General features: G+C 67.6%; 10 protein-coding genes and 1 pseudogene. 2 read left to right on the top strand and 9 right to left on the bottom strand.

Going from position 1 to position 14,497, the window contains the following annotated elements:
- The first annotated feature begins 11 nt into the window (after positions 1-11).
- On the top strand, positions 12-635 hold the full coding sequence (locus MUY22_RS01915) for a TetR/AcrR family transcriptional regulator (RefSeq protein ID WP_247056353.1): 624 nt from the start codon (positions 12-14) through the stop codon (positions 633-635).
- Between the two features lie 276 nt (positions 636-911).
- On the opposite strand, the gene MUY22_RS01910 is transcribed toward MUY22_RS01915, so the two are convergent.
- Genes MUY22_RS01910 through MUY22_RS01900 form a run of 3 tightly spaced genes read right to left on the bottom strand, consistent with a single transcriptional unit; the run spans position 912 to position 4,794 of the window.
- On the bottom strand, positions 912-2,942 hold the full coding sequence (locus MUY22_RS01910) for a hypothetical protein (protein ID WP_247056351.1): 2,031 nt from the start codon (positions 2,940-2,942) through the stop codon (positions 912-914).
- A complete protein-coding gene (locus MUY22_RS01905; RefSeq protein ID WP_247056349.1) occupies positions 2,939-4,066 on the bottom strand; it encodes a 5'-methylthioadenosine/S-adenosylhomocysteine nucleosidase in 1,128 nt (375 codons plus the stop codon). The genes MUY22_RS01910 and MUY22_RS01905 overlap by 4 nt, the downstream gene beginning before the upstream one ends.
- Entirely contained in the window at positions 4,063-4,794 is a 732-nt protein-coding gene (locus tag MUY22_RS01900) for an NUDIX domain-containing protein (protein WP_247056348.1), read from the bottom strand. The genes MUY22_RS01905 and MUY22_RS01900 overlap by 4 nt, the downstream gene beginning before the upstream one ends.
- 318 nt (positions 4,795-5,112) lie before the next feature.
- Here MUY22_RS01900 and MUY22_RS01895 point away from each other — a divergent pair, with 318 nt between their 5' ends.
- Positions 5,113-7,044, top strand: a complete 1,932-nt coding sequence (locus MUY22_RS01895; RefSeq protein ID WP_247056346.1) for a hypothetical protein — start codon at positions 5,113-5,115, stop codon at positions 7,042-7,044.
- On the opposite strand, the gene MUY22_RS01890 is transcribed toward MUY22_RS01895, so the two are convergent.
- The 6 genes and pseudogenes from MUY22_RS01890 to MUY22_RS01870 all read right to left on the bottom strand — a co-directional run bounded on the left by MUY22_RS01890 (position 6,978) and on the right by MUY22_RS01870 (position 14,494).
- A complete protein-coding gene (locus MUY22_RS01890) occupies positions 6,978-9,167 on the bottom strand; it encodes a DEAD/DEAH box helicase (protein WP_247056344.1) in 2,190 nt (729 codons plus the stop codon). The genes MUY22_RS01895 and MUY22_RS01890 overlap by 67 nt on opposite strands.
- Positions 9,142-9,738 carry a BREX system ATP-binding domain-containing protein gene (locus MUY22_RS49430; RefSeq protein WP_256475371.1) on the bottom strand — a complete coding sequence of 199 codons (597 nt, stop codon included), beginning with the start codon at positions 9,736-9,738 and terminating at the stop codon, positions 9,142-9,144. Before MUY22_RS49430 ends, MUY22_RS01890 begins: the two co-directional genes overlap by 26 nt.
- 113 nt (positions 9,739-9,851) lie before the next feature.
- Positions 9,852-10,481: pseudogene (locus tag MUY22_RS49425) on the bottom strand (BREX system ATP-binding domain-containing protein); the annotation flags it as partial.
- Entirely contained in the window at positions 10,478-12,649 is a 2,172-nt protein-coding gene (locus tag MUY22_RS01880; RefSeq protein ID WP_256475984.1) for a TerB N-terminal domain-containing protein, read from the bottom strand. The gene MUY22_RS01880 and the pseudogene MUY22_RS49425, both read right to left, overlap by 4 nt.
- 290 nt (positions 12,650-12,939) lie before the next feature.
- Positions 12,940-13,329, bottom strand: coding sequence for a hypothetical protein (locus MUY22_RS01875; RefSeq protein ID WP_247056340.1), 390 nt, complete (start codon positions 13,327-13,329; stop codon positions 12,940-12,942).
- 73 nt (positions 13,330-13,402) lie between these two features.
- Positions 13,403-14,494, bottom strand: a complete 1,092-nt coding sequence (locus MUY22_RS01870) for a Dyp-type peroxidase (protein WP_247063571.1) — start codon at positions 14,492-14,494, stop codon at positions 13,403-13,405.
- Positions 14,495-14,497: the final 3 nt, after the last annotated feature.

Genomic DNA, 14,497 nt, shown 5'->3' with positions numbered 1-14,497 from the left:
CGCTGAGCGACGTGACGCGCCCCTACAAGTCCGCCAGACGGACGTCCGCGGCGGCGGAGACCCGCCGCGCCGTGCTCGCGGCCGCGCTCGCCCTGTTCGAGGAGCGGGGCTACGTCGGGGCGACGCTGGCGGAGATCGCCACGCGCGCGGAGGTGGCGGTCAACACCGTCTACACCAGCGTCGGCGGCAAACCGCAGCTGCTGATCGAGCTGATCCGCGAAGCCGCGAACAACGACCAGATCGACGACTCACTGCGCAAGCTGAACACCGCCCGGTCCGGCCGAGAGGTCATCGCCGAGGTCGCGGAGGGCACCGCGACAGTCTTCCGCGACCGCGCCTGGCTGTTAGGCGCGCTGTACGACAACGCGGGCACCGAACCGCTGCTCACCGAGGCGGTGGAAAGCGCCGAGACGGCGTACGCCGACAGACTCGCCGAGGCGGCGTCCCGCATAGTGGCCCTGGGCGAACTCCGCGAGGGAGTCGACATCGCGACCGCGTCGGACATCCTCTGGTTCCACTTCGGTTTCCGCCCGTGGCGAGACCTCCGAACACGAGGCTGGTCCTGGCAAAGAGCGACCGCCTGGCTGACCACCCAGGCGGGCCACGCACTGCTCACCGAGCCACCAACCGACTGAGCGTTGGTTTCACCAGGCGGCTTCGATCCACAGCCGCACCGAGTGGCCGATGCGCAACGACCTGGGGAGCGAGGGTGCGCCATCAGGGGCTCGAACTTGCTGGTCAAGCATCCTCTTCGACCCGAGTCGGATGGTTTCGAGTGATGCCGGACAAGGCCGTTCGTAGGAGGTCGGGTCGCGGCGATGTGTGCTTGTGTCGAGGTTTGTCGTCGCGTCTGTACGGCCTCGGGCTCGCAACAGCCGGGCTGGCCATCGCACCAATCGTCAGCTGTTTGATCAGGGCTGGTGCGTAGGTGCAGCCTCTGGTGGCAACGGAGGCTTGGTGAAAATCTCCCCGGTGACGCTGCCGGCAGTGCTGGCGTTGATGTAAGGGTCCCGTCTGATCCAGTTCTTTCCCTCGGCGGCGATGCCTTCGAGGATGTGCAGTGTGTTGGTGAACCCGGCGGCTTCCAACGACATCTTCGCCAGGGCGAGCGGGCTTTCGCCGGGCGTGGCTTCGCTGGATTCGTGGTCGGTGATGTCGATGTTCTGCGGTTCGCCGTTCATCAGCACGAGTTCCATGCTGTAGCTGAGCTCCGAGGTGGTGGCGACGTGGACCGACGAGACGGCGTCGAAGCGGAAGTTGTTGCGTTCTTCTCCGCGGAACCCGGCGTTTTCGAAGTCGAGCTCGGTGCTGAGTTCGCGCACACCGTCCCGGGTGATGAGGAAGAGCCGGATGTCGTACTTGGAGTAGCGCCACGGCGCGCCGTTGACCCGGGCTCGCTTGCAGGACGCGGCCGGTGTCTGCAGGAACGCGTGTGTGAGGATGTCCCGCCACGCGATCCTGTAGTGCTTCAAGGCTTTGTCGAGTAACTTGATCTTGTCGGCGTTCAGCCACCGCTCCATTTCGGTCTCGGCGGGTCGCGTCGAGTCGAGCCGGTGCTTCCAGCGGAGGTACGCGGCTTCTCGCGCGGCCAGCAGGTCTTCGTAGTCCTCCCGGTCTTCGACGAGCCGGCGGCGTTCCCCGAGGATTCGTGACCAGCCCACGCCGGCCGCGAAAGATCCTGCAGCCGCGACCACGGTTGCGGCTGAACTGAGGATGGGACTGATGGCGGTCGTGGTCGCGATGACGTAGCCGACGGCTGCGCATAGAAGGAAGGTCGCGATGACGCAGCGCAGTTTGGTCCTGGGCGCGACGCGGTACCGCGTCCGGTACTGGAACAGCTCGCCGGCCTTCCACCGACGTAGCACACTGCTGGTTTCGTAGCGGATCAGCCACCTGATGCGTCCGATGGGGATGCGGCTCTCGCGGTAGATCTCGACGATCTCGTTGCGCAGGGCCACCCGGAAGCCCGACGTCTCCCGCAGGCACTCGTGATGGGTGTCATCTCGTGGCGCGTACCGTGCGGCGTAGTGGGTGAACGCATGGTCCACGCTGCGGGCGAACCCCTCGTCCAGGCGGGCTCCGCCTGCCGGCCGGGGGTGGTAAAGGCGGTCCTTGGCGGCAGCGCGAGCAGAGCGGTAACGCCAATCGTGTCCGTCACGAATGGCAATGACGGCTGTGGCTGCGGCGGCGAGGTAGGCGAGTATCGGCGGAATGCGCCCCTCCAGCACGACTATCTGTCCCAAGTAGACAGCCGCAACAAGGAAAGCCAGCGTGCCGAACGCGGCTTTGGCGCGGTCGCGTGAAGTCGTGGTGGACGGCTCGGGCAGCCGGACGCGGGGCCGGGCCGGGCGAGGGTGGAAGTAGGCCCAGACGCGTTTCGCGCGGTCGTTGTTCAGCTGGGTGGCCTCCGCGTTCTTACGGATGTCGGCCCAGTAGCTGTCGCGCAGTCCGCCGATCAGGACGAGATCGAGGTGACGCAGGATCTGCGCGCGTTGCGGTGGGTCCAGCTCGGCGAGGGCGTCGATCGCCGGTTGCGGGTCGCTGTCGTGTGCTGCGAGGCAGTCCAGCAGGGTGCACAGGGCGCGGAGGGCACGGGTCCACGCGTCGCTCGGGAGCGCCGCGCATATCGCGGGTAGGCCCGCCAGCTGGTGGCGTTCCTCGGTCGAGAGGTCGCGGTAGGACCGCTTGGAGAGCATCGCGAGAGCCCAATGGAAGTGGACGTTGCCGCCGGTGAAGCCGTCTCCGCGGGCTTCTTCGATGAGTTCGCGTGCCCGGTTCGGGATGCCGTCGTCCAGATACCGCAGGCCGACGTCGTACTTCTCGGCTGGGGAGGCTCCGGGGAGTACTTGGTAGACGGACGAGTTGTGGACCTCCGTGGCGACGATGCCGACATGTGAACCCGCACCGACGGTGGCGTGGGTCGTCGGATGTGGGATGTTCATACGAGACCCTTGGCCGCGCTGACCAAAGCGGTGACTTTGGCGGCCAGTCCGGCGAGGTCTGCGATGAGGCCGCCGAGTCGTTTGAGCGCGAGGACGAAGGTTTTCCGGCCTTCCGGGGTCGGTGACTCGAGTGCTCCGCCGGCGATGTCGAGCTCGACCTGAGCGGCGTCATAGGTCTCGCCGTCGAGCCGGCCCCCAGCGTGTTCGTGCGAAAGCTGTTCCCGGAGTGAGGCGAGCTCGACGGCGAGGTCGGCCGTGGTCGGCGAGGGAGGCCTGCCGTTCTGGTAGACCGTGCTACCGGTGACGTTGACGGCGTGGATGCCGACCTGCCCGTGGGAGGTGGAGTAGATCGTGCCGGGGGTGGTGTTGTCCTTCATGGTGGGCTGCTTTCGTTCTCGGACGAGCTCGGTGGCCAGACGGACCGCGAAAGCTGCGGCGTTGGCGGCGGCCTGTGGCTGCCAGTTACGGTCCGCTGCCGTGGTTTTGGTGCCGTCAGCCTTGTCGCTGATGCCGCGGACGACGGCGACGGGTGAACCGCTGAGGTGCCCGGCCTGGGCGACACCGGCAGCTTCCATCTCGATCGCCATGGCGTCGTTGTAGTGCTCGCGGATCCAGCGAGCTTCGGCTGACAAGCGGGAGTTGTGGACGACTTCGCCGGCCGCGATAGCGCCGAAGTGCACCGCGGTCCCCGGTGGGACGCCCGGTTCCCACGTGCCGGCACGGGCGATGTGCTGGGCGATCTGGCTGACGCCGTGGTCGGCTTCCCAGACTCGTGGGCGGGCCTTGAGACCGTCGTCTTCACTGGTGCCGCCGTGGTAGGCGTAGACGTGGGTGGCGACCACGACGTCGCCGAGCGGCGTATCCCAGAGAGCACCGGCAACGCCGACGAACACGAGCGCGGCAGGGGAGAACTCCTGTATCGCGCGTTCGGCGAGCACCGCGGCGGATTGGGGACCTTTGCCAGTGAGGCCGAGTGCGACGCGGCAGGAGGTGCCGCGGACGGTACCGATCTCGAAGCGGGTACCGCGGTCGTGTCGGTGCAGGGTGACGTCGGTCAGCCGCTCGTGCACCGCCTTGTACTCGGCGTTGAAGGCCGTGAGCATCACTACCAGGTCGTCGGTCATCGTCTCGCCTCGGTTGTCGTGGTCGGAGTGGGACGTACCAGGGGTGGGAAAAGCGTGGATCTCTTGCCGGGGGCGAACAGGCGGGCCGGACGGCCGCGGCCGACGCGGCGTTCGGCGCCGAGCGGGACGATGAAGTCCTCGACCGCTTGGACTTTGCGATAGAAGTTCCGCGGGTCGAGTTCGACACCCCAGACCGCCTCGTAGACCTGCTGCAGCTCGTTGATTGTGAAGGGCGGGGTGCAGAAAGCGGTGGCGAGCACGGTGTGTTCGAGCTTCGACCGGGCTCTCTCCAGGCCGTCCTGGAGGATCCGTTCGTGGTCGAAAGCCAGGCGTACGCGGTGGCTGAGGACATCGGAAACCGGGGTCCACGTCGCATCGGCCGCGTCGGTGCCGGCGCGGGGCTGGGGTAGCTCCGGCGCGATGGCGAGGTAGGCCACGGAAACGACTCGGCCCCTCGGGTCGCGATCGGGAGTGCCGTAAGCGCCGAGCTGCTCCAGGTGCAGCTGATCGGCGCCGAGGCCCGCTTCCTCGAACAGCTCCCGGTGGGCGGCCGCGAGGATGTCTTCGGTACTGGTGGCGAGGAACCCGCCCGGTAGCGCCGACGCGCCCTCGAAGGGGTCGACGCCGCGTTCCACGAGGAGAACCTGCAAGACCGACTCGCGCAGGGTGAAGATCACCAGGTCGACGGCGAGCAGTACGGGCGGGGGTGTCCAGTCGTCGGCGAGCATGGACCCAGATTAATTAATGTCAGATAGACAGTAAAGGTGAAGTTTCCGTCTTCTTCTGTCACGGTGGGTGCGCAAGACTGCGGCATCCGGGTGGTCGGGTGCCGCGCACCGGATGGCACGTGGAGGGCTCATGGGACAGATTAACCTCGTATGTGACAAAAAGTAGCCATCTTGTGGTCGTATTTCCGCAGCTCATGGGGTCGACGGCCGCTTGGCGCTCGATCGCGACCGCCCAGCGTGACAGAGTTAAGTTGATCTATCTGCCGTGTCACGCTTGTTGCATTGAGTTACTGACTCCTGCTTCGGTGGTGACGGATCATGACGAGCCAACCTGACGTCGCGTTCGAGGAAGTGCCGTGGGGCGACCTCAAGCCGTTCATGTCGGTCATCGTGCTGCGGTGCGTCGGGGATCCGGCACTAGGCTTCGGTGCCCTGGTGCGACTGCTGAGGAAGCCGGGACGGGCGCGCCAGGGAGTGAGCGTGCGAACCATCGCCGAAACCGAACTGAGTGTGGTGACGGGGGCGGTCGTCCCTGGTGTGGGTTCGTTGGAATCACTGCAGGTCGATCAGCTGTTCGGCTGCGTCCGGCGGCAGCAGAGCCGGCCGGGGTGGGTGCTTGCGTCCTCGGACTACGTGAACGTGTCCCACGAGTTGATCGTCGTGCTGCGCCAGGGAGAACTGATCGCGGTGCGCGCCGAGCGCACCGTACTCGACCGGCTGCAGAAGCAACTGAACACCGCACCGCTTCCTCCGCTCCGGCGACTCGGGTCAGGCGTCCTCGAGGAAGCCTTCATGCAGGGCGCGGCGAAAAGCATCTGGATGAGGTCGATCCAGCGTCGTAGCGTCCTCAGGCCGACCAGCAAGGCGATCGGTGGCGACGACCTGAGCGTCGCGCTCGATCCGGTGGAAGACGGTTTCTTCGCCTGGGAGGCGGCGCGATGCGAGATGCCGGACGATCCCGAGGTCGTCTACCTCAAGGGGAAAGTCGGTGTCACGGTCAGCAACTCGCAGATCTGGTTCAAAGACTCGCCCGACTTCCGCACGTACGTGCTTACGATGGGCGAGATCCTCGGCATCACCGCCGAGGTGATCGAGGCACCGACGGGCTTCTCGGCATTTCCGGTTACCGCTCGGGAGGTATTCGACGTCGCCGAGGTGTCGGAGGCCTATGAGGTGCTCCCGATCGACGTGGATTCCTTGCCGGAGTCGATGCGCGGCGGCGACGATGCCGAAGAGGCCGCGCTGGTGCTCCGGGACGCCGTCCTGAACGTCCGAGAAGGCGCGAAAGGGACCAAGTTCAAGCTCGATGTCGGCACCGGCGGCGTGATCGGCGGTCAGCTCGCCGCGAACCTCAAGAAGCTCGACGATCGGTTCGAACTCGACGTCGGGTTCGATCGAAGCGCTCGCGAGCCGCTGCCGTCGGCTCGCGAAGTCTTCCAGGCTGTGAAGGCCGGGCAGCCGCTCGAGGTCTATTTCGCATCCGGCCACAAGTACTCGGCGGGGCGGCTCTGGAAGCAGGACTTCACCCCGACGCCGTTCACCGGCTGGGCCTGGGAGGACTTCACCGATTTCGACATCACGAAGGAGAAGCCGGGAAAACTGCAGTCGACGCCGTTGATCCACGACGCGATCGCCAAGTCGGGTGACGACTCACTGTTCGCGTGGATGGTCGACTACTGCAGTGAGGGCTGGCTCATCTGCGACGACAGTTCCGGTGAGGCGGCCGACTTCTTCCACATCGACGACGAGAACCTGTTGCGGGTGTTCCACGTGAAGGCGTCGAGCAACAAGTCGGACAACCGCGGTGTGAAGGTCGGCGACTACGACGTCGTGCTCGCCCAGGCGCAGAAGAACATGCTTTACCTGGACAAAGATCTGCTCGCCGACCGGTTGGCGAACACCACGCTTGCGGAGCCTGCTTGCTGGGTCGACGGGGAACGCGTCACGGACCGGCGGCAAGGGTTCCTGACGAAGCTGCGGGGGAGCCGTTCCAAGGGCACGACCGAAGTGGTTGTCGTGCAGCCGAATCTCAGCAGGGCGCTCTACGCTAAAGTGTCGGAAGATATCGCGAACGGCGTCGTCAACCAGAACACGCTGCGCCTTCAGCTGCTGGAAATGCAACTGAAGATGGCGCGGATCGCGGCGGTCAAGTACGTGACCGATCTGACGGTGATCGGCAGCGGTCAGGCCGTGAGAACCCGTGCGGCGTGGACGGCTCCCGGGCAGTCGAGGACGGCCGATGCGAACTGAGCGCAGAGCAGATCGTCGCTCAGCCACCTGTCGAACTTCTCGGTAGCCTTGCTCTCGATCTTGCGGGCGAGTTCGCCCGGGTCGGGCACAGGCCCCTCGGCCACCCTCGTCAGCGCGGTCAGCGCCGCTTCGCGGGGCGTGCCGACCAGTCGAAGAGCGGCTCCGTCGACTGCGGCCTCCATCCTGGTGTCGTTGAGGATAGCGGCGAGAGTGTGCAGCCGGCGGTCGCCGGTCCACGGGAACAGCAGGGTGTCGGAGCCGTCGGCGATGACCGGGCGACTGTCGAGTTCGAGGGCCGCGTACTTCCGCCGGGCTTGCTCGAGCAGCGTTCGCGACTGCTGGTCGAGGTAGGCGGGAGCGTGGTCGCCTTCGAGGAGCGTTCGCATCTTCGCCCGGACTTCGCTGTGCACCAGACCGCCGGAGTCGCCGAGGTGCGGAGGCTTGCCGCCGGGCGCCGGGGTGAGCTGGACGGCTTTGTCTTCTTCGTGGACGGCGACCACGCGCCATCGTTGGCCGGCGAAGACCAGCAGGAGTCCTTCGTAGAGAGGGAAGTCGATCGGCATGGTGCCGAGCTGACGTCCACTGTGGACAAGACGGTACTCCTCGGGAGTCTGGAAAGCGGCGTAGAACGTGTAGTGGTTGACGGTCGGCTCCCCGCATCCGCCGAGGAGCAGGGTGCCGTCGCCGGCCTGGGTGAGCACGTCCTTGGCGCCGAGCGTCTTGAGCAGGTCCGCGAACTGCGCTGTGGTGACTGTCGAGAACGGACTGCCGGCTCCACACAGCACGCGATAAGCCTCGGCCGGCCGCGCCCCGCCGTGCTGGGCGATCAAGGACAAGAGCTGCTGGATCAGGGTGGACAGGTGCAGCCGGGACGGCTCCGGTGGCTCACACCAGCGTTCGAGCAGCAGGTCGATCGACGCAATCGTCTGCACCAGCGGCAACTGCAGGCTGTCGAGGAGCGACGTCTCGGCGTCGATCGCCACCGTGGCGCAGTAGGCGCGGAGAATCGCCGGCTCGTCGCGACGTCCCGAGCGGCCGAGCCGTTGCCTCAGGGAGGCGACCGACGGCGGTGGGCCGATCTGCGCGACCTGGGCGATGGCGCCGATGTCGATCCCCATCTCGAGCGTCGTCGTGCAGACGGCCGTGGTCGGCTTGGTGGGATCCTTGAGCATCGCTTCGACGTCTTCGCGGAGCTCTTTGGCGAGGTTGCCGTGGTGGGCGTGAAACTCGTTTGAAACCCCGGCGGTGACGCTGCGGTCGGCTAGTTCGGCCGCGTACAGCTCGACACGCGACCGTGCGTTCGCGAACACCAGGTTGGTCCTGCCTCGCAGGTTCGCGAACAGATGGTCCGCGATGCTGCGGACCGCGGTGTCCGAGGATTCCTCGGAGTCCGGTCGTTCGTCGACGTAGCTCCTCAGCTGCAGTCGCAGCTCTTGACCGGTCGCAGCCGATTCGAGGACCGTCACCCGGTCGCCGTTGTCAGGACGAAGCTGATCGGCGGCCAGGGACATGTTTCCCAATGTCGCCGACAGCCCGATCCTCGGAACTCGTCGCTTGACAGCGATTTCGAGGCGGTGAAGCTGAGAAAGCAACTGGGCCCCGCGCTCGGTGCCCAGGAACGAGTGCAGCTCGTCGACGACCACGTACTGCAATGACCCGAACAGCCGCGTGATCTGCGTCCCGCGCAGCACGAACATCGCTTCCAAGGACTCCGGGGTGATCAGCAGGATTCCGGAGGGATCGCGCAGCAAAGCCTGCTTGCGGGTGCCCGCGACGTCGCCGTGCCAGCGGTGAGTCCGGATGTCGAGTGCTTCGCACAGCTCTTCGGTTCTCCGGAACTGGTCGTTGATCAGTGCCTTGAGCGGCCCGACGTACAGCGCCTGAATTCCCGGGCCCGTGTTCTCAGCGAGCTTCGAGCAGATCGGCAGGAACGCGGCTTCGGTCTTACCCGCGGCGGTAGCCGCGCCGATCAGGACATCGGTGTCGCCTTCCAGGATGGCGGGGATGGCCGAGTCCTGGACGTCACGCAGCTCGCTCCACCCTTGTTGCCACACCCACCGCTGCACTTTCGGATGCAGCAGGCCGAAGTTGACGGCTTCAGATGCGGAGACTGGTGAGTTCATCGGTGCCGTTCGTGTTCGAGGCGTCGAGTTCGTCGGGCAGAGGCTCGAGATCGGGGTTCGTCTCGGTGTCGATCGAGACATTTCCGAGCAGCTGCCGCCAGTCGGCACCGGGGTTCTGGTCGAGCACGGCCAGGAGGTTGACGAACTCCTTGATGGTGTTGCGCGGGGTGCGGAAGTACGCGTCGCCGATCCGGCCGGCGCAGTGCTGCATGAACGCGGCCAGCGCCTCGTCTGGCACGAGGTAGGCGGCGGGGTCACCGCCGGCGTAGACGTGGCGGAGGTGCTCGAGCAGCACGTGCATGTCTTCCGGGGTCAGGTTCGCCAGCCGCAGGACGGGACCGGAGTAGTCGACGAGGCCGCCGACGGCGAAGTTGTTCTCGGCGAGACGGCTGCGGAGAGCTTCGTAGCTGTAGAGCCCGCGGCGGGTGTCCATCAGCATTTCCGGGGTGCCGCCGAAGCAGAAGCCGAGACCTTCGACGTTGCCCTGGAGGCAGTCGTTGACGATCCGCAGCACCTGCTCGTAGTTGGACTTGCGGGCTCCGGTGTGAGCGAGCTTGTAGAGGTTGACCATCTCGTCGAGGCAGACGAGCAGACCGGAGAAGCCAGCGAGCCGGACGAACCGGGGATCAGCTTCAGGTGGTCGTAGAAGCTCGTGTCGTCGACGATGGTGCGCACACCCAACGCGGCCCGGGCATCGGTGCGGGTCGTGAACTCGCCACGCAGCCAGCGGATCGCGTCCGACTTCAGCTGCTCGTTACCCGTGTCGTGGCCCTTCCAGTAGGCGGCGATGACCTGGGCGAAGTCGTACCCACCGACGCTTTCCGACAGTTGTTCGAGCCGGCCGGCGATCACTGTGGCTGGCGAGGTGCCGGCACTCGTGGCCTCCTGGATCGCCGAGGTCACGAACCGCTCGACGATGCTGGGCAAGGCGTTGCCGTCCGGAGTCGAGCGAGTCGCGATGTTGCGCATCAGCTCGGCGTAGAGCGAGCGTGCCTGACCACCGCTGGCGTGCAGCCGCCGATCGGGGCTGAGGTCAGCGGAGGTCGTGACGAGCTTGCGCTCGGCGGCGATGGACCGGACCAGGTTGAGGAAGAACGTCTTGCCGGCGCCGTACTCGCCGATCACGAAGCGGACCGCTGAACCGCCGTCGGCGATCCTGGTGATCTCCTGGCTCATCGCCGAGACCTCGGCGGCGCGTCCCACCTGGATGTGCTGGAAGCCGGTGCGGGGCACCACTCCGGACCGCAGGGAAGAGATGATCGCGTCCCGGTCGCGGGGGCGCAGACGAGCGGGTTTCTGAGCGGGTGTGGTCATCCGAGCATGTCCTTCACGATGTCCTGGTCGATCTCGATGGGGTCGGAGCCCTCGCACAGCGGCTCGTCGGTGCGGTCGTAGGCCGCGTCGTTGAGGACGTCGAGGGCGCCGTCGGGCAGGAGACCCGCCTCGGCGGCCAGCGCGTCGAACTCGGAACGGCTCCACGAGTCCCGCTCGACGAGCCGGTGGAACAGCTGTGCGTGTGCGGGGTCCAGCCCGCCGACGGTCGCTGTTTCCGGCGGCGGGGGTGGCGGCGGAGCCGGATCACCTTCGGCGAAGATCTCGGCGAGTTCGGCGGCGACCCGGACCGATTCGGCCCGTGTCCGGGCGAGCCGGTCCGGGTCGAGGGTCAGCGTCGTGGTCGGGCTGGTGGGTGGCGCGGGGATCGTGCGGCCGGATCGGGGTGTACCGGGGATCCGGGCGCTGGTCAGCTCGTCCGTCGAGGTGGCTGCCGCGTGCAACGTGCCGTACACATCGGCGGGATCGAGGCCGAGAGTGGTGAACAGCCGCTCGAGGGTACGGATCTCGTCCGGGGTGACCTGGCCATCGGCTGCCGCGATGGTGGCGAGCAACTGCCCGACCGTGGCCTTGCGGGAGGTCGGCAGGGACTCCAGCCGCCGGCGCAGGACCGCGGGGGTGGGTGGTTTGGTCAAGACAAGAGCGGCGTGGGCGTCGAGCCGGAGCCGCTCGTCCTCGCTGAGATCGAGGTCGTCGATCGCCAGCTCCCGCAGTGCACGTCGTTCGGGTTCGCTGACCGTGCCGTCCGCGGCGGCGACGAGCATGCCGAGGTTGATGATCGCGAGCGCGGCCGCGTACTCGGCGCCCGGGGCGCTGACCACGTGGTCCGCTCGCCGGAACAGGACGACCGAGGACGTCGGTGTCGGGGTGCTCCCGCCGAAGCGCACGTCGGGTTCGATGCCGAGCCCGCGGTTCTCGAGCAGCTGAGCCACCGCGACGGCATCGGACTTGGCGAGCTTGCCGGTCTTCGTCGGCCACCGTGAGATCAGCTCCTGAGCAGAGGTGACGCCGCGGCCGTCGCTGTCGATGCTCTGCGCGGCCCACGACCACAGCGCCTCGGTCTCGGGGCTGGGCTTGTGCGTGACACCCTCCGGCAGCAGCGCGATGGCGGCGGGGGAGCCCGCGCCGTCGGGATTGCGGCCGAGGTAGCGACTGTAGGCATCGAGATCGCTGGTCACACCCTCGACGATGTCCCGCAGCTTGGTGATCGGGCCGGTCAGCTTGCCGACGTCGGGCAGCTTCGTGTTTTCGAGCGTGACGTGCCCGTAGAAGCCTCTGCTGGCCGCGTAGTAGCCGACGGAGAGGCGCGGCTTGTTCGGCTTGACGACCATGCCGTCGCCGTACTTCGCGCGGTACCGCTTCGTGAACAGCTCCAGGAACTCGTTCGCGCAGCGCACCGCCGGCGTGCGCAGGTACGAGTCCGGGTGGTGGCCGTACCAGGACAACGCCCAGTCCGCCGGGACCGGACGTCCCTCGACAGCCAACTGCGCCAACCCCACCTTGAGGTCCACGGGAAGCTCGTGACTCCACTCGCCGACCGGTGGCGCCGCGCGGTCGTACCGCACCGTGGGGTCGAGCAGGGCGACCGCATCGAGCAAGCCTTCGGCATACCCGCGGAAGGATCGGTTGCCGCGGTAGATGTCGAGCAGCCGGCGGACTTCGCTCACCAGGGCCGCGAACTCCGCGCTTGCGTCGTCGAGGTCGGGAACCTCGGTCAGCAGGCGACGCTCGAGACCGTAGAAATACAGGAACACGTAGCCGATGTAGGCGTTCGGGTTCGCGCGGCCACCGGCCAGCCATGCCAGGTAAGCGCCACGTGCCCGTGGCGAGATATCGGCGTAGCTGGGCCAGTAGCCCATCGATTCGCCCGGCCAGTCCGGGTTGCGCAGGTCGACCGGCAGGGCCGGGTCGATCAAGGCGGGTTCGATCCCGACACCGGCGGCGTCGGGCATACCCGTGCCGAAGTAGAGCAGTCCGCCCGGCAGCGTCGTGCCCGCGACCACAACCCCCCGGCCCGGAGGAACCCAGCCATGGCCACGCGCTGGTCGGTCCGGTCGAGGTGGGGGCGGAGCAACGGCCTGTGTGCTGGTCGGTCGCGTGGTCGAGGGTCGACTGTTCAGCGGCCGTGAGGGGGCAGGCTGCGCCCGCACCTCTGGTCGGATCGGTTGCGGAGCCGCCCGGAATTGAGTCGGCAGCTGTTGCGATGCCGGAACCGCGCGCGGCTGCGGCGTCGCCTGCGTCCTTTCAAGGCCAGGGGTTCGCCTGATTCGCCGAACCAGCCAGATGACGATCACCAGCACGACCAGGAACGCGATCAGCGCTGCCAAAGAACCCCCTTGGTCGAATAGCTACAGGCGTCGAACCCCTCCAGGTCGGTGCCGCCCGGCCTCGGGTGATGATCGGTGCCCGCCGGACGAGAGTTACCGGCTTGACCGAAATGTCACCGAGAAGTGTGGTCCGGAGCGGCAGCGGCTGCCTGTCGAGTCGTGGGAGCGAGCGGCGCGTTCTGGTGGGTGAGCGCCGCCGCGGTCGCGATCTTGATCGCGGTTTCGTCCTCCACCGACACGTTCGTTCCCGCCACCTCCGCTCCCGTGTCGGGTTCGATCTGCTGCCGATGGCCACGTTCGATCCGTCGCCGCGGGCGGTGCTCGGGTTCGCGCATCAACTGGGGCGTGTGCGGCCGGTGCACTGGTGGGTGTCGACGTCCACGGTCGGGGTCAGCACGGACCCGGAGTTCGGGAAGATGGTGATGAGCGTCGAGGGACGTGAGTCGGTGACCGGTGTTCTGAACAAGCTGGCGTATCCGGACGTCGAGATCCAGCGCGCTCAAGGTGAAACGTCCTTCGTCGGCGACGAGGGTGAATCGTCCTCGCCGCGTTCCGGCCTCGGCCGGCTTCGCCGGGTTACGGTGCCTGAACGAGGGCGCGGCCGATGTAGTCGTCTGGGGCGCCTGTCGTGCCAGGTAGGACGAAGAAATACCCGCCGCCTACCGGGAGTACGTACTTGTCCAGGGCCTGGCCGGCCAGACGGCGCTGCACCGTCGCGAAACCCGTCTCGATGTCGCGCTGGAAGCAGACGAACACGATTCCCTCGTCGCGGTCGGTGGTCGGGGTTGCGTTCGTGCGGAATGAGTAGCCGCGGCGCAGGATGCGGTTCGGCTCCGTCTCCGGGGTTCGTGGGTTCGCCCGCCGGATGTGGGAGTCCAGGGCGATCGATTGCCCGGCCGGGTCGGCCGTGTAGTCGAACGCGGCGTCCTCGCGGTCGTGGCCCAGTGGGGCGCCGTCGGTTTTGCGGCGGCCGATGACCGCCTCCTGGCGGGCTGTCGGTTCGGCGTCCCACAGTGCCGGCGAGAAGCGGATCCGGCGCACTACCTGGTAGGTGCCGCCCGCGGCCCAGGCCGGTTCGCCGTCGCCGGTCCAGACGAACCTCGCGGCGACGGCGGGGTCGCGCACGTCCGGATTGCCTTCGCCCTCGCGGAACCCGAACAGGTCCCGGGTCGCCGCGCGGCCGTCGGCGGTGGTCGTGTTCTCCTCGCGGAAGCCGTCGATCCGCCAGCGCGGGCGCAGCGCGCCGCCCACCGGCGCGAGTGCGCGGCGCAAGGCGGCGTCGGCGGTCCGCGCGTCGTGCGAAGCCACCTGCAGGAGCAGATCCCCGTGGCACAGCGCGGGATCCAGGACGTCGTTCGGGAACGCGGGCATCGTGCCCAGCCGCCGCGGCGCGCGCTTCGCCAGGCCGAACCGGCCGTCGAACAGCGACGCGCCGACCGCGACGGTGACCTCGGCGTCGGCCGCGCGCGTCCCGGGGGTCAGGGCCCGGAAGATCGCCTCCGGTGTCCCGGAAGCCAGGTCGAACGCGGCGAAGACGGCGGCCGCGGGCGGTGCCGTCACCACGCCCGGCTGGTGGGGGACCGGCGCCACCGGCGGCGCCGGGGCCGCAGGCGCGCAGGCCGCCACCCCGAGCAGGCTGGCGCCCGCGAGCACGGTTCGCCGTCGCACGCT

Source organism: Amycolatopsis sp. WQ 127309 (assembly GCF_023023025.1).
GTDB lineage: Bacteria > Actinomycetota > Actinomycetes > Mycobacteriales > Pseudonocardiaceae > Amycolatopsis.
The sequence above is the reverse complement of the archived record's forward strand: the minus strand, read 5'-3'. Positions and strand labels throughout refer to the sequence as shown.

Coding starts and splice junctions, on each gene's coding strand:
- MUY22_RS01910 (WP_247056351.1), bottom strand. CDS start 2,942: ATGAACATCCCACATCCGACGACCCACGCCACCGTCGGTGCGGGTTCA.
- MUY22_RS01905 (WP_247056349.1), bottom strand. CDS start 4,066: ATGACCGACGACCTGGTAGTGATGCTCACGGCCTTCAACGCCGAGTAC.
- MUY22_RS01900 (WP_247056348.1), bottom strand. CDS start 4,794: ATGCTCGCCGACGACTGGACACCCCCGCCCGTACTGCTCGCCGTCGAC.
- MUY22_RS01895 (WP_247056346.1), top strand. CDS start 5,113: ATGACGAGCCAACCTGACGTCGCGTTCGAGGAAGTGCCGTGGGGCGAC.
- MUY22_RS01890 (WP_247056344.1), bottom strand. CDS start 9,167: ATGAACTCACCAGTCTCCGCATCTGAAGCCGTCAACTTCGGCCTGCTG.
- MUY22_RS49430 (WP_256475371.1), bottom strand. CDS start 9,738: ATGGTCAACCTCTACAAGCTCGCTCACACCGGAGCCCGCAAGTCCAAC.